The 20,823-nt window shown below is 42.3% G+C and carries 14 protein-coding genes; 11 read left to right on the top strand and 3 right to left on the bottom strand.

The genetic code is table 11. From position 1 onward, the window contains the following. Nucleotides 1-4 precede the first annotated feature (4 nt). The 3 genes from AAHJ11_RS05360 to AAHJ11_RS05350 are packed head-to-tail and all read left to right on the top strand — an operon-like array spanning nt 5 to nt 1,479. Nucleotides 5-556: an RNA polymerase sigma factor gene (locus tag AAHJ11_RS05360; protein WP_148364383.1), complete on the top strand. Its 552-nt coding sequence runs from the start codon at nt 5-7 to the stop codon at nt 554-556. 47 nt (nt 557-603) lie between these two features. Further along, entirely contained in the window at nt 604-984 is a 381-nt protein-coding gene (locus AAHJ11_RS05355) for a hypothetical protein (RefSeq protein WP_320978689.1), read from the top strand. Nucleotides 985-1,011: 27 nt separating this feature from the next. Then, nucleotides 1,012-1,479, top strand: a complete 468-nt coding sequence (locus AAHJ11_RS05350; RefSeq protein WP_148364384.1) for a hypothetical protein — start codon at nt 1,012-1,014, stop codon at nt 1,477-1,479. 106 nt (nt 1,480-1,585) lie between these two features. On the opposite strand, the gene mazG is transcribed toward AAHJ11_RS05350, so the two are convergent. Beyond that, nucleotides 1,586-2,374 carry a nucleoside triphosphate pyrophosphohydrolase gene (gene mazG, locus AAHJ11_RS05345; RefSeq protein ID WP_008775510.1) on the bottom strand — a complete coding sequence of 263 codons (789 nt, stop codon included), beginning with the start codon at nt 2,372-2,374 and terminating at the stop codon, nt 1,586-1,588. A 12-nt stretch (nt 2,375-2,386) separates the two neighbouring features. Continuing rightward, nucleotides 2,387-3,442 carry a DUF3810 domain-containing protein gene (locus AAHJ11_RS05340; protein ID WP_234131909.1) on the bottom strand — a complete coding sequence of 352 codons (1,056 nt, stop codon included), beginning with the start codon at nt 3,440-3,442 and terminating at the stop codon, nt 2,387-2,389. Nucleotides 3,443-3,693: 251 nt separating this feature from the next. Between AAHJ11_RS05340 and AAHJ11_RS05335 the strand changes: the two genes are divergently transcribed. Continuing rightward, nucleotides 3,694-6,330, top strand: coding sequence for a valine--tRNA ligase (locus AAHJ11_RS05335; protein WP_298043729.1), 2,637 nt, complete (start codon nt 3,694-3,696; stop codon nt 6,328-6,330). Nucleotides 6,331-6,447: 117 nt separating this feature from the next. Further along, nucleotides 6,448-8,346 (top strand): ATP-binding protein, encoded by a 1,899-nt coding sequence (locus AAHJ11_RS05330; RefSeq protein ID WP_148364387.1) that lies wholly within the window; start codon nt 6,448-6,450, stop codon nt 8,344-8,346. A 316-nt stretch (nt 8,347-8,662) separates the two neighbouring features. Here AAHJ11_RS05330 and AAHJ11_RS05325 read toward each other — a convergent pair whose 3' ends face one another. After that, complete coding sequence (locus tag AAHJ11_RS05325) at nt 8,663-9,238, bottom strand: RNA polymerase sigma-70 factor (protein WP_148364388.1); 576 nt, start codon at nt 9,236-9,238, stop codon at nt 8,663-8,665. A gap of 134 nt (nt 9,239-9,372) precedes the next feature. Here AAHJ11_RS05325 and AAHJ11_RS05320 point away from each other — a divergent pair, with 134 nt between their 5' ends. The 6 genes from AAHJ11_RS05320 to AAHJ11_RS05295 all read left to right on the top strand — a co-directional run bounded on the left by AAHJ11_RS05320 (nt 9,373) and on the right by AAHJ11_RS05295 (nt 20,817). Further along, nucleotides 9,373-10,395 carry a FecR family protein gene (locus AAHJ11_RS05320; RefSeq protein WP_148364389.1) on the top strand — a complete coding sequence of 341 codons (1,023 nt, stop codon included), beginning with the start codon at nt 9,373-9,375 and terminating at the stop codon, nt 10,393-10,395. A 169-nt stretch (nt 10,396-10,564) separates the two neighbouring features. After that, nucleotides 10,565-13,954, top strand: a complete 3,390-nt coding sequence (locus AAHJ11_RS05315; protein WP_309569299.1) for a TonB-dependent receptor — start codon at nt 10,565-10,567, stop codon at nt 13,952-13,954. Between the two features lie 12 nt (nt 13,955-13,966). Then, nucleotides 13,967-15,481, top strand: coding sequence for a RagB/SusD family nutrient uptake outer membrane protein (locus AAHJ11_RS05310; protein WP_148364391.1), 1,515 nt, complete (start codon nt 13,967-13,969; stop codon nt 15,479-15,481). Between the two features lie 15 nt (nt 15,482-15,496). Further along, nucleotides 15,497-16,807 (top strand): SusE domain-containing protein, encoded by a 1,311-nt coding sequence (locus tag AAHJ11_RS05305; RefSeq protein ID WP_320974481.1) that lies wholly within the window; start codon nt 15,497-15,499, stop codon nt 16,805-16,807. Nucleotides 16,808-16,835: 28 nt separating this feature from the next. After that, the gene (locus AAHJ11_RS05300) at nt 16,836-18,401 is read left to right on the top strand and encodes a DUF4874 domain-containing protein (RefSeq protein WP_297284621.1); all 1,566 of its coding nucleotides are present in this window, start codon (nt 16,836-16,838) and stop codon (nt 18,399-18,401) included. Between the two features lie 88 nt (nt 18,402-18,489). Further along, nucleotides 18,490-20,817, top strand: coding sequence for a beta-galactosidase (locus tag AAHJ11_RS05295; protein WP_413579150.1), 2,328 nt, complete (start codon nt 18,490-18,492; stop codon nt 20,815-20,817). The last annotated feature ends 6 nt before the right edge of the window (nt 20,818-20,823 follow it).

Below are 20,823 nucleotides of genomic sequence, written 5' to 3'. Positions count from 1 at the left end.
GATTATGACCCCTTATAACGAACGAGAAGTTCTGAAACTCCTTCAGGAGGAGAGTACACAGCGGAAAGGATTTGAAATGATTGTGGGGCAGTATAGCGAGCAATTGTATTGGCAAATCCGCCGGATGGTACTGTCGCATGAGGATGCGAACGATCTCCTGCAAAACACTTTCATCAAGGCATGGACGAGTATTGATTATTTCCGTGCTGAGGCGAAGCTGTCAACCTGGCTCTATCGTATCGCGCTGAACGAGTGTCTTACCTTTCTGAATAAGCAGCGTGCCATGACTACCGTAGATATTGACGATCCCGAAGCAGTAGTTGTGCAAAGGCTGGAGAGTGACGCTTATTTTTCAGGCGACAAGATACAGATGTGCTTACAAAAAGCCTTGCAGACTTTGCCCGAAAAGCAGCGTATGGTGTTCAACCTGAAATATTATCAGGAAATGAAGTACGAAGAGATGTCGGAGATCTTCGGCACGTCGGTCGGTGCACTGAAAGCATCTTATCATCATGCGGTGAAGAAAATAGAGAAGTTTTTAGAAGAAATAGATTAAACCTTTTAAATGAGACACTGTCTAATGAAAAGAGAGGAGAAAAACGTATGAAAGAAGAAGATATTTTATTGAAGAAGCTTGGAAAGGAAAATTCCTTCAAAGTGCCCGATGGTTACTTTGAGAACCTGACTTCGGAGATAATGAATAAACTTCCTGAAAAAGAGAAAGTCGCTTTTAAGGAAGAACCTGTCAGCACATGGACAAGACTGAAACCATTGTTCTATATGGCAGCTATGTTTGTAGGGGCGGCCTTGATTATCCGGGTGGCGTCAACAGACCATAAGCCTGCTACGGCAGATGATGTAGCGGTGACAGAAGTAGATACTGAAGTAGTTGTATCTGACGAAATGATTGATGTAGCAGTGGATCGTGCCATGCTGGATGATTATTCGTTATATGTTTATTTGAGTGACGCAAGTGTAGAATGATTTATAAAAACTGATTGAATACAGAAAATGAAAAAACTAATCGCATGGATCGTTTTGTTGTGTGGCTTTATGCCTGTTCTTTGGGCTGCTGATGGATGTGATCAGCATTTATCCCGGGAGGAGTTCAGGGAAAAACAAAAAGCTTTCATTATCGAACAGGCTGGATTGAATAAAGAAGAAGCAGCCAAGTTCTTTCCCGTTTATTTTGAACTCCAGGATAAAAAGAAGAAACTGAATGATGAGTCATGGGATTTGATGCGCAAAGGCAAGGATGATAAAACAACGGAAGCTCAATATGCAGAAATCAACGAGAAAGTGGCCAACAACCGTATTGCTGCCGACCAGCTTGATAAAACTTATTTGGGTAAGTTTAAAAAGATTCTTTCAAGCAAGAAGATTTTTCTCGTGCAACGTGCAGAGATGCGTTTTCACCGTGAAATGATAAAAGGTATGAATCGTAGCAAAGACAAGGGAGACGATTCAAAGAAGAAATAAAGAAAAACAGAGCGTCTGATTCGTATGAACAGACGCTCTGTTTGAGTAAAATGGAGGCTCTGTCCGGTGGGAATAGAGCCTCAGTTTTTTTATGCCGGTAAGGAAGTTACAGTCCTTTTTTCTTTGCTTCATTCCAAATGGCATCCATCTCTTCGAGAGACATATCTTTCAGACTTTTTCCCTCCTTGATGGTGTGCTCTTCCAGATAATTGAAGCGGCGGATAAACTTCTGGTTGGTAAGTTCCAGTGCATTATCAGGATTGATTTTATAAAGGCGTGCCGCATTGATGAGGCTGAACATCACGTCGCCGAATTCAGCTTCCGCTTTCTCTTTATCCATGTTGGCTACTTCCTCCTGAAACTCACCGATTTCTTCTTTTACTTTATCCCAAACCTGTTCCCGTTCTTCCCAGTCGAAGCCTACATTGCGGGCTTTGTCCTGAATACGGTAAGCCTTGATTAGTGAGGGTAGGGCAGCGGGCACACCGCTTAATACACTCTTGTTGCCATCTTTCTCTTTGAGTTTCAACTGTTCCCAGTTCTCGGAAACTTGTCCGGCTGTCTCTGCTTTCACCTCTCCGAACACATGCGGATGGCGGAAAATCAGCTTATCGCACAGCTTGTCGCAAACATCTTTGATGTCAAAATCTCCTGTTTCCGAACCTATCTTGGCATAGAAAGCAACGTGCAATAATACGTCTCCCAATTCTTTGCAGATTTCTTTCTTGTCATCCCTCATCAGGGCATCGCAAAGTTCGTAAGTCTCTTCTATGGTGTTGGGACGCAGACTTTCATTTGTCTGTTTACGGTCCCAGGGACATTTAACACGCAGTTCGTCGAGAATGTCCAGGAAGCGTCCGAAGGCTTCCATCTGTTCTTGTCTGGTATGTGACATAAATCTATCTATTTAATTCATTTTTTTCCATTCCTGGTAAGAAATCAACAACCCTACTACTTCCGAGTAGTTTTGGCGGCCACTTTCTATCTTGTTTCCTTTCAGGTAAAGATCGTATATCCAATCCTGTACGGCTCCCACTACCGGGCTATACTTGGCAGCCCAATAGGCTTGATTATTCTTGGCTAATTCAATAATTTCCGGTCGGATGCGTTGAAAGAGTTTTGCATATTCTTCTTCTGAAAGTAATCTTTTTGCATTTCCCAATACATGCCCCAGTACAGAGAAATATCCGGAGAAACGGATACCCATTGCCTGTGAACGGGTGCAAACCTGATAAGCATAGAAATTGGCTTCCGCTTCGCTGGTGATACCTAACAGGTGGGCTAGTTCATGAGCATAAGTGGCGGGATAGTTGGCGGGAAGCAAATCTCCGTTAAGGGTGAATTCGCAGAAGAAAGGCCCCATGCTACCGGTTACTCCTACCATGGAAATGAATGGAGTAAACAACATGGTCTTTACTCTCGGATGATCATGTGGAGGTCGGTGCACGCCCAAGCTATCACTTAACTGATTATAGATTCGTACGGTTTCTTCCCGTATCAAATCCTGGTTGATACTATTTATAGGGGTATACGAACGATTTAATTGGGTGATATAGTCGTCAACGAACTCCTGAAAAATTTCGGGAGTGTAGGCTGTATACGGGATTTCAGTTCGTTGGTAAAAGTTCTTTTGAGAATAATTCAGTCCCCATGCCAGATAGAACCATACATAAATCCACAACAGATATTCGCCGTCGCGCAATAAAATTTTTTTCCAAGGCAACTTCTTGCGGAGACGGGCGTAAATAGGATAAATAATCACCCCCGTGATGCTAAGGAAGATGAATAAGTCTCCTATCGCAAAAGGAAATAAATTGGAAAAAAACGACAAAACGTAAGAGATAAAAGGATAGATTGTTTGCGAATAGATTGTTGCCAGAGCAGGAATCCATTGCGTTAGCCACACCAGGATTAAGATTGCTCCTAGGGCTAAATATCTTACATTTGGCTTCTTTTTCATCATTTGTCTAATATCAGTCAACAAAAATATGCATTAAATAGACGTCGCGCGAAAAAATACCTCTATATTTGCAAAAAATCTGTTAACAATGGCTTTATTACTTGTGTAATAGGAAAAGTCATTCAACATAAACCGGATAAAAGATGGCTACAAGTAGGAAGAAACACCCCGAGGGTGGTAAGATTTGAATTTAAATTATTAATTTTGCACCCGTTATTTTTAGAATATACATTATCATATATACATAAAACAATATGGAATTAGCAAGTAAGTACAATCCCGCTGACGTGGAGGGAAAATGGTACCAGTATTGGCTGGACCATCATTTATTCAGTTCGAAACCCGATGGCCGTGAACCTTACACCATCGTCATTCCGCCCCCGAACGTCACCGGTGTGTTGCACATGGGACACATGCTTAATAATACCATTCAGGATATTTTAGTTCGTCGTGCCCGTATGGAAGGCAAGAATGCCTGCTGGGTACCGGGAACTGACCATGCTTCTATTGCTACTGAAGCTAAAGTAGTAAACAAACTCGCCGCTCAAGGTATCAAGAAAACTGACCTGACTCGTGAGGAATTCCTGAAACATGCCTGGGATTGGACAGACGAACACGGAGGTATCATCCTGAAACAGCTCCGCAAACTCGGTGCATCCTGCGACTGGGATCGTACTGCTTTCACTATGGACGAGAAACGCAGTGAAAGTGTACTGAAAGTTTTCGTAGACCTGTTCGATAAAGGATTGATCTACCGCGGTGTCCGTATGGTGAACTGGGACCCGAAGGCATTGACCGCTCTTTCTGACGAGGAAGTGATCTACAAAGAAGAGCACGGAAAACTATATTACCTCCGTTATAAAGTGGAAGGTGATCCGGAAGGACGCTATGCCGTAGTGGCAACTACCCGCCCCGAAACAATCATGGGTGACACAGCGATGTGTATCAATCCGAACGACCCGAAAAACGAATGGCTGAAAGGCAAGAAAGTGATCGTTCCGCTGGTAAATCGCACCATCCCTGTGATTGAAGATGATTATGTAGACATCGAATTTGGTACAGGTTGCCTGAAAGTGACTCCGGCTCATGATGTAAACGACTATATGCTGGGTGAAAAGTACAACCTGCCTAGCATTGATATCTTCAACGATAACGGTACATTGAGCGAAGCTGCCGGTATGTATATCGGTATGGATCGTTTCGACGTCCGTAAACAAATAGAGAAAGACCTCGAAGCTGCCGGACTGCTGGACAAGACAGAAGCCTATACAAATAAGGTAGGTTACTCGGAACGTACCAATGTAGTGATCGAACCGAAACTGTCTATGCAATGGTTCCTCAAGATGCAGCATTTTGCTGACATGGCATTGCCTCCGGTAATGAACGATGAACTGAAGTTCTATCCTGCAAAATACAAGAATACCTACCGTCACTGGATGGAGAACATCAAAGACTGGTGTATCAGCCGTCAGTTGTGGTGGGGACATCGCATTCCTGCTTACTTCCTCCCGGAGGGCGGTTATGTGGTAGCTGCTACAGCAGAAGAAGCATTGGCAAAAGCGAAGGAGAAAACCGGCAATGCCGCCTTGACAATCGAAGATCTCCGTCAGGATGAAGATTGTCTGGATACCTGGTTCTCTTCCTGGTTGTGGCCTATCTCTTTGTTCGATGGAATCAACAATCCGGGTAACGAAGAAATCAACTATTACTATCCGACCAGCGACCTTGTGACAGGACCGGATATTATCTTCTTCTGGGTAGCCCGTATGATTATGGCAGGCTACGAGTATGAAGGAAAGATGCCGTTTAAGAACGTTTACTTCACAGGGATCGTTCGTGATAAACTGGGACGTAAGATGTCCAAGTCACTCGGTAATTCTCCCGATCCGTTGGAGTTGATCGAGAAATACGGAGCCGATGGAGTACGTATGGGTATGATGCTTTCTGCTCCTGCCGGAAACGATATTCTTTTCGATGACGCACTTTGCGAACAGGGACGTAACTTCTGCAACAAGATATGGAATGCTTTCCGTCTGATTAAGGGCTGGACAAATGCCAAAGGCACTATTGAAATTCCTACCGATGCACATCTGGCAGTTCAGTGGTTTGACCAAAGACTGGATGCGGCAGCTGTTGAAGTGGCCGATCTCTTCTCCAAATATCGTTTGAGCGAAGCGTTGATGCTGGTTTACAAACTATTCTGGGATGAATTCTCTTCCTGGCTGTTGGAAATCGTGAAACCTGCTTATGGACAGCCTGTCAATGGCTTTGTTTATGATATGGTTCTTAGCTCTTTCGAGCGTCTGCTTGAATTGCTGCATCCTTTTATGCCATTTATCACAGAAGAACTGTGGCAACAATTGCGTGAGCGTGAACCGGGTGAAAGCCTGATGGTTACTCAACTGTTTGAACCGGTCGGAGCAAATGAACAGTTCCTGGCAGAGTTTGAAGTAGCTAAGGAAATCATCAGTAATGTCCGTAGCATCCGTTTGCAGAAGAACATTGCTCTGAAAGAAGAACTCGAATTGCAGGTTGTAGGTACTCATCCGGTGGAGAAATTGAATCCGGTGATTATCAAGATGTGTAACCTGTCTTCCGTAACAGTGGTAGAAAGCAAATCAGAAGGTGCTGCTTCTTTCATGATAGGAACGACCGAATTTGCCGTGCCATTGGGCAATAAGATTGACGTGGAAGCCGAAATCGCCCGTATGGAAGCCGAATTGAAACATAAAGAAGGATTCTTGCAGGGAGTGATGAAGAAACTTAGCAACGAGAAATTCGTCAATAATGCTCCGGCTGCCGTTCTTGAACTGGAACGTAAGAAGCAGGCCGATGCGGAGAGTATCATCAAATCTTTGAAAGAAAGTATTGCGGCTTTGAAGAAATCATAGTCCTCTGATACTTAATTTTATATAATAAAGGGCATCTCAACTCGTTTTGGGATGCCTTTTTTTTGCGCTAAAAAAATTAATACTATCTTTGCTTTCGCTATTTATAGAATATCACAAATGAAACAACCGCTGCGGATCATCCCATTTTTCCTTGGATTATTCCTTTTCATTGAAGGATTCTTATCCCCTGCGTCAGCCCGAACCGAAAAAACAAATAAAGAAGTACTGGTTTTAAACTCGATTAATTTCAATCTGCCTTGGGCTAAAAACTTTTATTGGTGTCTTCATGATGCTCTTCAGAAACAGGGAATCTCTGTCAAAGCGGAGTCGCTTTCTGTACCTGCTTTGGAAAATGAGATGGAAGTGAATGCTCTGGTTACCCATTTGCGCCAGAAATATCCGACTCCTCCCACTGCGGTTGTGTTGATTGGAGATCCGGGATGGATAGTCTGCCGTGAATTGTTTGATGACGTATGGAAAGAAGTTCCGGTAATTGTGACAAATGCCCGCGACCATTTACCGGCTTCCCTTGAGGTCTTGTTATCTCACGTTCCGTTGACGGAAGCCAATACCCTTTCCGGTGATGAATGGAGGCGCGGATATAATATAACCATCTTGAAGCAACATTATTATGTAAAGGAGACAATCGACTTAATTTACAAACTGATACCTGATATGGAACGTCTGGCATTCATTTCGGACGATCGGTATATCAGTGAAGAAACTCGCAGAGATGTACAGGAAGCTGTAAAGGAGAACTTTCCGGACTTGCGTCTGGATTTACTTTCCACCACTCAGTTGTCTACGGAAATGTTGCTGGATACTTTACATGGTTATAAACCGAATACGGGGATCATTTATTATTCTTGGTTTGAATCACATAACAAAAATGACAATACTTATCTTTTCGATCATATTCAGGAGGTGATTGTCAATTTTACTCCGTCTCCATTGTTCTTACTTTCTCCCGAAGACTTGTCGAACAATACTTTTGCAGGAGGATATTACGTTTCGACAGAATCGTTCTGTAAATCTTTGTTGGAAATACTCGGTCGTATTTTGGATGGAGAGCAGGCACGTAATATTCCCGGTGAGGTGGGAGGACAAGGAAGTGCCAATCTCTGCTATCAAGTATTGAAATCCTACAATATACCTTCTTCCCGTTATCCGGACGATGCGGTATATGTCAATGAACCCAGGACTTTTTTCCAGCAGTATTATGTTCAAATCCTTTCCTGCTCTTTCTTTTTATTGATATTGATTGTTGCTATTGTATATTATATCAGCATTCTTCGGAAAGCATATAGTCGTCTGCATGAAGCGATGGAAAAAGCGGAGCAGGCTAATCAATTGAAATCCGCATTCCTGGCTAATATGAGTCATGAGATACGTACCCCCTTGAATGCTATTGTAGGGTTCTCGAATATGCTTCCTCATGTCGAAAACCGTGAAGAAATGTCCGAATATGCAGATCTTATTGAAACAAATACAGATTTATTGCTTCAGTTGATTAATGATATTCTGGATTTGTCGAAGATTGAAGCCGGTACATTCGATTTCTACCCTGCCTTGATTGATGTGAACCAGGCGCTTGAAGAAATCGAGCAGAGTATGCAGCTACGTCTGCGATACAATAATGTGACTTTCACATTTGCGGAAAGACTGCCCCAATGTACATTGTATACGGATAAGAACCGTTTGATTCAGTTACTTGCCAATTTCACAGTTAATGCTATTAAGTTTACAGAGGTGGGTACTATCCGTATGGGGTATCGTTTGCTCGATCCTGAAACGATTTATTTTTATGTGTCGGACACCGGCTGTGGAATGTCTCCTGAACAGTGTCTTCATGTATTCGAACGGTTTGTGAAGTACAATTCCTTTGTGCAAGGTACCGGACTGGGACTTTCTATCTGCCATACGATTGTAGACCGCCTGGGAGGGAAAATAGGAGTGGAGTCGGAAGAAAACAAAGGATCTACTTTCTGGTTTACCTTACCTTATCGGCAGAATTAGTGCTTTACTTCTCTCCAATCTATCAGTAGATAAGTTGCTATGCTCTTATTGCAAACTTCCTTTCCCTTATTGGATAAGTTGTCTTTGACTAAGAAGAAACTATAAACGCAAGTTCTGATTATATAATTGCAAGTTGCATTTATATAACCGGAACTTGCAGTTATATAAATGAAGCTTGCAATTATAGTTTTCTCTCGGTCAAAAAGAAGTTTGTCAGCAGGGGAATGTAAGTTTACCTCTAATGCAACAGAAGTTATCTATCAGTACTTTAGTAAATAGATAGTAATAGATAAGAAAATAGATGGCTGGCTTATTTTTAAGGAAATAGAATCGGTAGCAATAACGGCAGATAATCCTTTAAATCTACACGTAGTTGCTTTAGTGCCTGTTGAATGCGGTAATCTACAGTTTTGGGAGATACTCCCAAAATCTCAGCTATTTCTTTATAACTCATATCCCGGAACCGATGCATCACAAAAGCTTCCCGGTAACTTTCCGGCAATGTGGCAATGGCATTTTTGATACGTTGTGTCAACTCTTCGACTTGATAAAGATCCGTATCTTGTAGCATCTCCTGCATCTCTTCATAAAATCGAGTGTCGGCACGTTGGGTGGCATCAATATGTGCAAGCTTGTTCAGAGCTTTGCGGTATATCATTTTAAAGAGGTATGAACTAAGCGAGGTTTCGATAATCAGATTTTCTCTATTTTCCCAAATCCATAAAAGAGAATCCTGCACAATTTCTTCCGCATCTTCCAGATCGACGAAGCGATGGCCGTAGGCGCACAGTGCCGGATAATATCTCCGAAACAGTGCATCAAATGCCTTTTGGTCTCCCTGTTGTATGGCAGATAATAGAAAATTGTTGTCTGACAGGTGAATTTCTTTCATGCATTAGTTCGATATTTCACTGCAAATATAGCTTTTTTATAAGAAAACAAAGATTTTCTGAAAAAAAATGAGATTTGGTTTAGGAATCTCTAAAGTCTCCCTTGTCTTATAGTAAAAGGCAATAAAATACGAATATGGATAAGACTGATAAAAATACAATAGAAGAATTGCTTCCCCGTTATTGTGAGGGACTGGCAACGGAAGAAGAGCGTCTGCAAGTTGAGACGTGGATGGATGAATCGGAAGAAAACCGACGGATGGCCAAACAAATACATGCTCTCTATCTTGCCACAGATACCGTTCACATCATGACGAAAGTCGACACAGAGAAAGCATTGACAAAGGTGAAAAGTAGAATGACAGGTAACAGACAAAGGAAAACGACATGGTGGGAATGGGCGCAACGTGCGGCAGCAGTGCTGTTCATTCCACTTCTCGTTACTCTGATGGTACAACACTGGGGAGGAAGCGAACAGGAACTGGTACAAATCATGGAAGTGAAGACGAATCCAGGAATGATGACTTCTTTGACATTGCCCGACGGTACACTGGTTTTCCTGAATTCCGAATCTACTTTGAGTTATCCCTCACGCTTTGACGGCGACACGAGAAATGTAACATTGCAGGGAGAAGCTTATTTTGAAGTAGCCAAGAATCCGGAAAAGAAATTTATAGTCTCTACTTCCCACCAGTCACAGATCGAGGTATTGGGAACTCATTTTAATGTAGAGGCTTATGAAAAAGAAGACCGGATTGCAGCAACATTGGTTGAAGGAAAGATAGGTTTTATTTATTCATCTGACAATGGTTCGAAAAAAGTACTGATGGATCCCGGACAGAAATTGGTCTATGATACAAGAGACAGTAAAGTACAGCTTTATGCCACCTCCGGCGAGTCGGAAATAGCATGGAAAGAGGGAAAGATTATATTCAAAAATACTCCTCTCAAAGAGGGATTGCGAATGTTGGAGAAGCGGTATAACGTGGAATTCATTATTAAAAACGACCGTTTGAAAGGAGACTCATTTACAGGTACGTTTACTAATCAACGCTTGGAGCGTATTCTGGAATATTTCCAGCTTTCTTCTCAAATCCGTTGGCGTTATCTTGATTCGCCGGATATAAAAGATGAAAAGAGTAAAATTGAAATATATTGATTGATTAACCTTAAAAACAAAAATGCAATGAAAGACAGATCCCCTTAAACAAAAACATACGGGAGGATATTGGCGTATCTCCCCGTATGGAAATCGGTAAATCTTTTTGATGCTTGTTTGGCGACAAGCTTAGATAAACTTTTTATTAACTTTAAGTCATTACAAATTTATGCAAAATTATTTTAGCATCCAATTTTTGTGGGTGGTAAAGTCACTTTGGCTAACCTCAAAAAAAATCCCATTATCTATGAGACTATTGGTTTTGTTCTTTGTATGTTCTATCGGATTGAGCTATGCAGCCGATAGTTACGCTCAAAAGGCTTTAATCAGTATTGATGTACGTAATCAGCGAGTGGAGGACATTTTGAAAGAGATTGAAGCGCAGTCTGATTTCGATTTTTTCTTCAATAATAAGCATGTCGATTTGAATCGTCGCGTATCAGTTTCCGCTGATAAAAGCAACATTTTTAGTGTGTTGAAAGAAATCTTTTCCGGTACTAATGTAAAATATTCGGTACTGGACAAGAAGATAATATTATCCATCGAGGCACAGTCTCCGGAACAAGAAAAGAAAATAACCATATCCGGTACTATATCAGATGCACAGGGGGAACCGATTATCGGGGCCAGTGTGTTAGAAAAAGGAGTACAGGGTAACGGTACGATAACAGATATTGACGGGAATTTCAAACTCTCCGTTTCTTCATCGAAGGCACAGCTCGATATCTCCTATATCGGCTATCAGTCGCAGACGGTTGCCGTACAACCCGGAAAAAACATGAGAATCACTTTGCAGGAAGATTCCAAACAACTTGACGAAGTGGTAGTGGTGGGTTACGGTACACAGAGCAAGAAGACATTGACCGGTGCCGTTTCTATGGTAAACATGGGAGATGTGGAGATGAATACCGTACCGAATGTATCTCGTGCGTTGGCAGGTAAAGCAGCAGGATTCCGTGTGAACCAGGTTTCTGCGCAGCCGGGCGGTGAAGCGAAATTCCGTATTCGTGGAGAGGCGTCTACAGGTGCTGGTAATGAACCTTTATTTGTAATCGACGGCTTCCCGGTATCTTCTACTTCCAATTTAAGTTCGGGTAATGGTTTCTACGAATCGGGTAATATCGATAATGTACTGGAATCATTGAATCCGGATGACATTGAATCCATTTCTGTGTTGAAAGATGCTGCTTCTACGGCTATTTATGGTGCGCGTGCCGGACATGGAGTTGTTTTGATTACCACCAAACGCGGTAAGAGTCAGAAGCCCAGAGTGACTTATTCCGGTATGGGATCGGTGCAGGTAGCCCGTTCCAACTATAAGATGCTTGATACCCGTATGTATATGGATATGTATAATAAACAGATGTATGAAGAGTGGTTAAAGTTGAACGGAATGGGTATCTATGAAGGATATGTTGAAAAGCAGGACACTCCGCCTACTCAATATAAACCCACTTTCAATAATGATGAAATATTGACAGCTAGCGGTACCGATTGGTTGGATGCGGTGATGCGCAATGGATATACGCAACAGCACAATCTTTCTGTGAATGGTGGTACGGAGAAAACCCGTTATCTGGCTTCTGTCAACTATATGAATCAGGAGGGTATTGTCAAGAATAATGGTGTCAGCCGTTTTTCTGCCCGTTTGAATCTGGATCAGGAATTGAGTGAATATGTTTCTTTCGGACTGACTGCTACTTACTCACAGAATAAGTATGATAATGTTCCGCTGGGAGACAATGCCAATGAATATTCCGGTGTATTGACCGGTGCTATCCAGTCCAATCCTACTATTCCTATCTATGATTCTGAAGGAAATTATTATATTGATCCGAAACGTCCTTTTGTTGCAAATCCGGTGTCTCTGTTGGATATAAAGGATAACACTGTAAAAGACCGGATCATAGGCTCTGCATTCGTATCCGTGAAACCTTTGAAAGAATTGGAAGTGAAGTTGCAGTTAGGCGTCGACCGTAGTTTCCAGAAACGTTCCAGCTATTTGCCTAAAACAACTTTGCAGGGAAAGACCAAAAACGGAAGAGCGGATATTTCGCAGGAAACAAGTACTACCTATCTGATGGAGCTGACAGCACAATATTCCAAGAGTTTTGGTGATCATAACGTGAAAGCTATTGGTGGTTATTCATTCCAGAAATTTAAGAATGATGGATTGAGTGCCGGAAATGAAGACTTTCTTGTAGATGGTTTCGGATATAATAGTTTGGGTTCAGGTAATTACAAGAAACCTTCTGTAGGTTCATGGGCTTCTATTAACAGTATTGCTTCTCTGTTTGCCCGTGCCAATTACTCGTATAAAGGCAGATATTTACTGGAAGCTACAGTTCGTGCTGATGCTGCTTCCAATTTTGCCCCGGAAAATCGTTGGGGGTATTTCCCGTCCATATCAGCCGGTTGGATGATCAGTGAAGAAAAGTTCATGAAGGGAGCTTCAAACTGGTTGTCTATGTTGAAGTTAAGAACTTCTTACGGACAGACAGGTAACTCTAATGTCGGTTATCGCATTTACGACTATTATGAAGTGGGAAGAAGTGCTATTATCGGAGGTGCAGAATCAACAGGAGTATATGCTTCGGATTTGGGTAACAGGAGCCTGACTTGGGAAACGACCACGGAATTTAATGTAGGTGTGGATCTAGGCATACTCAACAACCGGTTTAAGTTGACAGCCGAATACTTCAAACGTAAGATTACAGACTTGTTGGTGACAAATAAACCATTGCCTTTTTATAATGAGATAAATAAAATAGCGGGTAATATAGGATCAACACAAAGTCAGGGTGTGGAAATCACAGTGAATACGGTGAATATCGTTACTAAAGATTTTGAATGGGATACGACATTAACCTTGTCACATTACAATGACCGTTGGCTGACACGTGACCCGAACTGGAAACCCAAACCTTATGAAAAAGAAAATGATCCGATTCGTGCATGGTGGGAATATGAAGCGCTTGGTATCCTGCAACCGGGAGAAAAAGTTCCGGACGCTCAAAAAGACTTGGTTCCGGGTATGATGAAACTGAAAGACCGCGATGGAAACGGAGTATTGGGAGATGAGGATAAAGTATATATGGGTAATGGTGACCCCAAAATAATCTACGGTCTGAACAACTCGTTCAGATATAAGAACTTTGACTTGAATATCTATTTCTATGGAGAAGCCGGCAGAAAGAGAGGAGCCAGTTATTATGAGGGCTGGACACGTATGGACAATGGTATCAATGTTTCTACTTATGCCCTGAAAGCTTTCAATAGCAATAACCTGACAGCCACTGATCCGACATTCGTCAGAGGTGGAAGCGGATGGGGTGACTATTATGTGAAATCTATCTATTATGTTCGTTGTGGAAGCATTACATTGGGATATAAAGTGCCTGTCAGCCAGAAGATTGCCAAGAATCTTCGTGTATATGTAGACGTGAACAATCCGTTTGTGATTACTAACTGGACAGGTCTGGACCCAGAAACGGACAACGGGACCTATGCATATCCGAATGTAACCTCGTATAATTTTGGTGTATCAATATCTTTCTAATAAGTGATGAATATGAAAAAGACAATTTATACTGCAATAGCAACTCTCTTGTTCCTCATTTCGTCTTGTACGCTGGAGCAGGAAGTATATAATAAAATTAATCCGGGAATGTTTCCCCAAAATGCTGAAGACGTAAATGCTTTGGTCAATTCGAGTGCTTATTATGTGTTCTCTCCGTGGGGGATCTTTGAAGTAGCGGCAGGCTATGTGACGACTTCGGAAATGGTAACCGATTATGTGGAAAACACTTGGGGATGGACTACCGTATACAATTCGTATGAAGCTAATGACTGGCATATTGACGGTGACTATCGTCGTGTGTATGACTATTCCCAGTATTTGGCTTCCATGACTTTGACAATGGATCGCATCAAGGACGTGAATATGGATGAAACCTTGAAAGCTCGCTATATGGCGGAATTGAAATGCGGACGTGGTTTCCTGGCTTTCCTGATGTATGATATGTACGGTCCGATACCTATCGCTGATCTGGAGACTTTGCAAAAACCGGAAGCGGAGATTGTTATTCCACGTTTGTCGGAAGAAGCCATGCGTGAATACATTGTTTCCAACTTGAAAGATGCAGCTAATGTGTTGCCTTATAAGTATGAAGATACAAATTACGGACGTTTCACCAAAGGATTGGCCAATACATTATTGCTGAAATTCTACATGATGACTAAGCAATGGGATGAGGCGGAGAAAATAGGACGTGAATTGACAAAACCGGAATATGGTTATAAATTGGTAGACGATTATAACTCTCTGTTCTCTTTATCTGGTGAAAAGAATTCGGAAGTCATATTCTCATGTGTGGCCGAGGCCGGTGTGATGGAACAGAAATGGTTCGCTCACGTACTGACTTCAGACTATCCTCTTCCAGCCGGAATGTCGGTAACTGCCTGGGGAGGGTATAAAATTTCCTGGCCTGCATACGAATCGTATGATCCAAAAGACAAGAGACGCGAAAGAATTATTGGTGAATATACAGGTACGGAGGGCGTACACCATAGCCGGGCGCTTGACCGTGACGGTGGTACGACAGGTATACTTTTCTACGGTGCAATTCCGGTGAAATATAAAATTGAGGGTGTAATAGGAGAGAAGTGCGAAATAGATATGCCCATCTATCGTTATGCGGATGTATTGACTTTACTTTCGGAAGCTATCGTTCGCAATGGAAACAGTATCACTCAAGAGGCGATTGGCCTGTTGAATCAGGTGCGGGTTACTCATGGTGGATTGAAAGCTTATCAACTGAGTGATTTCTCATCAGTAGAAGATTTTCTGGATAAACTGTTGGAAGAACGTGGACATGAATTCTATTTTGAAGGAGTGCGCCGTCAGGATTTGATCCGCCATGGAAAATTTATTGAAGCAGCACTTGCCAAAGCAAGATTTGCCGGACAACCGACAGGTAAAATAGAAACGAAAGTGGATGGACAATATAAATATGAGAAATTCCCGTTGCCTACTCATCTGATAACTGAAGGACAAGGCATTATAATTCAAAATCCCGGTTACTAAAAAATAGATAGCATTATGAAACATTTATTATATAGTCTATTAGGAATATTGTTGCTTGCCGGATGTAAGGAAGACAAGTACAATGTGATCATTCCGATGTCGGATATTTACTTGAGCACGCCTCAAGATGGAGCGATCATTGATTTGAATGATTTATCGATTGAGAAATATAGTTTCTCTTGGGAGAAGCCTCTGGAAAATGGAGCAAAGCTGCTTATTTGTGCTGACAGGAAATTCAAAGAACCGGTGATAATTGATGCAGGAAAATCGACTTCTGTTGCGATATCTGCATTGACTGCCGATCAGAGTTTTTCTCAATTGGGAATTAAAGCGGGACAGGAAGCAATACTGTATTGGACGGTCAAAGAAACAGGTAATATAACCGCAGCAGCTTCGGAAGCACGCACCATTCGGGTGAAACGTATGACTAGCAAATTAGTGCAGCCGGAAGATTTGACTAAGATTTCCTTGGCTGAAAATGCCCCGGAGACTGCTGTGCAATTTGAATGGAATACCCAGGAATGGCCTGAATCCACCTCGTACTCGCTTTGTTTCTCACTGGATCCCGAAATGATACAGACGGTTGCCGAACAGAGTGTGGGAGTTGTGAATGGTAAAGCATCATTGACTCATGAAGAACTTCAGGCACTGCTCGATAAACTTTCCATCAAACGTTGGACTTCCAATTCTGTGTATTGGAATGTGAAGACTGATGATGGGCAATGGGTATCGCGTTCTTCCGGAGTATTGAATATGACAGAAATGATGCGCTTCGTCGATGTTCGTGGAGATGAAAAGATTACTTACCGTGTTGTTCGTATATTTTATAGTGATAAAACGTCATTGGTTTGGTTGGCGGATAACCTGCGTGCGACTAAATATGCTGATGGTACAGATATTGAAGCGAATAATTTCAAAAATACACCTGCGTCGCTCGGAGAAGGTAGAGTGAAAGCCTATGGAGTGCATTATCATTACGATATTCGTGATAAGATAGCACCTAAGGGATGGCGTTTGCCGACCATACAGGAATATAAGAATTTGTTTGCGGAAGCCGGAACTGCCGAAGGTCAATGGAATGTATTGAAAGATCCTGAATATTATGAATCAGTAAAAGGACAGGCGCATTTGAACGACTGGAAATTCAATTTGTGTGCTTCCGGTCAATGGAGCGGTGATGCAATCACTAATCATACCGGACCGTATTCTTATCTGTTGGTCACTGATGATATGTCTCATCAATGTATTCTTCATGATGGAGGAGCAACATTGTGGAGTCCTTGGACAACCGGTGCTCCTGCACGTTTTATCTACAATGAAAATTAATCGGGTGAAAATTAAAAGTATATCAATCATGTTAATCAATATAAAGAAAACTATGACCATATTATCTACCTTATTATTAGGTATTATGTGTAGCTTTTGTTCTGATACAATAGATGTATATGCGGGACAATATGGAGAAGAAGACGGAACGAGTGAACCGGAAACTCCGGAGGTAACAGGAAATATTGTACCGATCGAGTCGCTTAGGAATCCCGATAGGGGATTCCACTTGGAATGTAATTTGCTTGCCGACCAAATGAAAAGTCCATATAATGATTATGAGGTTTATGGCAATGATTTGTATACGAAGAAAGTAGAGCAATTTGATGCAAAGGACGATAACCTGACTCTTGTGCAGCAATATATCTACTTAACTAACTGGGTGAGTAAGGATCTGGATGCTGAAGCTCTGTCAAATATCCGCAAGATATTCGAATTGATGAAAGCGCAGGGATATAAAGCCATTCTTCGTTTTGCATACAATCACGCCGGACTGAATACTTCCGGTGGCGAATCCAAACAATGGATTCTCCGGCACATCGAACAACTGACTCCTCTGTTGAATGAATACATTGGACAAATTGCTACCATGCAGGTTGGTTTTATCGGTGCTTGGGGAGAGTGGCATACTTCTCCGTTGATGAATGACCAGAGTGCGAAGAATGCAATCGTCAGTGCTTTATTGAGAGCCTTACCTTCACCTTATTGTGTAGAAATGCGTTATCCGAATCATAAGAAAGCGTTGACACTGGAACAGGAAGGATCTCGTGGACGCATCGGATATGCGAATGATTATTTTACAGCCGGCGAACATCCGCTTGCACCGGGCAATGACTTTGTTCCTAATACGGATGACTACAAGCAGATAACGGAAGAGGTGAAAGCGAACAATTTCTATATGAGCGGTGAGATCCCTTATAATGAGGATACAGAATGGGGATTGGCAGCGTTGATTAGTCCGATAAAATCACTGCGTATTTTGCGCGAACACCGTTACTCGGCATTTGATGTGACACAAAACTTTGATTTGAATATCATGAGTTGGAAACGGGTAAAAGTAAATCCCGCTTTATTAAATGATAATCATATTCTGTTCGATGAGAGTTATTTCAAAGATGAGGAGGGCAATGATGTTGTTCGTTCATTCTATGATTTTGTCCGCGACCATTTGGGCTATCGTCTGAATCTCCAAAGTGAATCGAAAGTAGAAGCAAAAGGTGGAAATCTGGAATATGATCTGACGATTACGAATACCGGTTTTGCTACGGTGATTAATCCGAAAGAGGTATATCTCGTACTGGTTTCCGAAAGCGGTCAGGTAGTGAAAGAATTTAAACTGGATGTGGATCCTAAGACTTGGATTCCGTCTACTGATCAGGAACCGAATCAGGCTGCGAAATACACTATCAAAGGAAGTGTGGCAGCCGGTGTGAGCGGGACTTATAAAGTAGGAATCTGGATGCCGGAAAAAGTAGCCGATTGGAAATACAATTCGGTATATGCCATTAAGTTTGCTCAAACAGAAAATGTGACTCATTGGTATGATGATGCAAAAAAATACGCTGTAAACCTGTTCGGAACAGTTACATTCTAAAAATAAATTGATGAATACTTCCGACCGTATGGAATGGATTTCATGTTGCGGTCGGAGTATTCGGAATTCACATCTTATTTGAATGAAGATGAACAAAAATCATAAAACCGTACTTGTTATACTTAACATCATAGTATCATTTCTAATTTCATCCTGTTCCTCCCCCAAGGAACAGGTTAGAATAGGAAATGGTACTTTTACTATCGAGGGAAAGGATGTCCAGTTGATTTGTGGAGAAATGCACTATCCCCGCATTCCGCACGAGTATTGGCGTGACCGCCTGAAGAGAGCGCGTGCGATGGGACTGAATACGGTGTCTGCCTACGTCTTTTGGAACTTCCATGAACGTCAGCCGGGAGAATTTGACTTTAGCGGACAGGCTGATATTGCGGAATTTATCCGTACGGCACAGGAAGAGGGACTGTATGTGATTCTTCGTCCCGGTCCGTATGTATGTGCAGAATGGGATTTCGGAGGTTACCCGTCGTGGCTGCTGAAAGAAAAGGAGCTGACTTATCGTAGTAAAGATCCGCGTTTCCTGTCCTATTGTGAACGATATATCAAAGAACTTGGCAAACAACTGTCTCCTTTGACCATCAATAATGGAGGTAATATTATTATGGTGCAGGTGGAGAATGAATATGGATCGTATGCAGCGGATAAAGAGTATCTTGCCGCTATCCGCGATATGATTAAAGAAGCAGGATTCAATGTTCCGCTATTTACCTGCGACGGTGGTGGACAGGTGGAAGCCGGACATGTTGAGGGCGCACTGCCTACATTGAACGGAGTGTTTGGTGAAGATATATTCAAAGTGGTAGATAAGTACCAAAAGGGCGGTCCCTATTTTGTTGCGGAGTTTTATCCGGCCTGGTTTGATGAGTGGGGCAGACGACATTCTTCTGTTGCTTATGAACGTCCTGCCGAACAGCTGGACTGGATGTTGAGCCATGGTGTTTCTGTCAGCATGTATATGTTCCATGGAGGTACAAACTTTGAGTATACCAATGGAGCCAATACCGGAGGCGGTTATCAGCCCCAGCCCACAAGCTATGATTATGACGCTCCCTTGGGTGAATGGGGAAATTGTTATCCCAAATATCATGCATTCAGGGAAGTGATTCAGAAATACCTGCCTGCGGGAACAGTGCTTCCGGAAGTTCCGGCAGATAATCCGACTACCACTTTTGCAACAGTCGAATTAAAGGAAAGTGCTCCATTAAGGACTGCATTTCATCAGACTACCCAGTCGGAAAATGTGCTGTCGATGGAAGACTTGGGGGTTGATTTCGGATATATTCATTATCAGGCAACACTCCCCAAAGCGGGAAGACAGAAACTTGTCATACAGGATTTGCGTGACTATGCTGTGATCCTCATTGATGGTAAGCAGGTAGCCAGTCTGGATCGTCGTTACAATCAGAACAGTGTGACCTTGAATGTGCCGAAGACACCTGCCACACTGGAGATTCTGGTAGAAAATACCGGACGCGTCAACTACGGCCCCGATATACTGTTTAACCGGAAAGGTATCACCAGCCAAGTTTTGTGGGGAAATGAAAAGTTGACCGGATGGTCTATTACTCCATTGCCTCTGTATAAAGAAAAAGTTTCGGAAATGGAGTTTGGAGAAACCATCAAAGGCGTTCCTGCTTTCCATAAAGGAACGTTTACAGTAGAGAAGAAAGGTGACTGCTTTGTGGATATGAGTCAATGGGGCAAAGGTGCTGTCTGGGTAAATGGCAAATCTCTGGGACGTTTCTGGAATATCGGCCCTCAACAAACACTCTATCTGCCCGCTCCATGGCTGAAAGAGGGAGAAAACGAAATTGTAGTGTTTGAAATGGAAGATACGGGTAAGCGTGTTTTGCAAGGATTGAATCAACCCATTCTGGATAGTCTGGGTATTGATAAGAATTATCAGAAGGGCCAGCGTCGTGCAGTGGCAGGCACTCCGATTCTGGAAGACGGTGATCTTGCATTAAAAACTACTTTGCAGGAGACTAATGAGTGGCAGTCATTCGATTTACCGGTTGCGACTACTCTCCGCCATTTCTGTATAGAGACTCTGTCTTCCTACACAGAGGATAATCAGGCCTGCATTTCGGAAGTGGAACTGATAGATGATAAGGGACAGCCGATTGACAAAACTAAATGGGAAGTCGTTTATGTAAGCAGCGAACAAGCTGATAAGAACTTGGGAATAGCGGAAAACCTGTTTGATGGAGATATCTCTTCTTTTTGGCATACGGATGCGGCTATGGAACCTAATCATCCTCACCGGGTTATTATAGATCTGAAAGAAATTTATAAGGTTTCGGCTTTTCGCGTGAAAGTTCGTAAAGGTTCATTCTTGTCAGGAAAGGTGAAAGATATAAATGTATATGGCCGTCCACAATTCTTCTTATTTCATTGAATAAAA

It is taken from the genome of Bacteroides sp. 90-K9/2 (assembly GCF_047310725.1).
Taxonomy (GTDB): domain Bacteria; phylum Bacteroidota; class Bacteroidia; order Bacteroidales; family Bacteroidaceae; genus Bacteroides; species Bacteroides vicugnae.
This window is presented reverse-complemented; position numbering and strand designations above follow the sequence as displayed.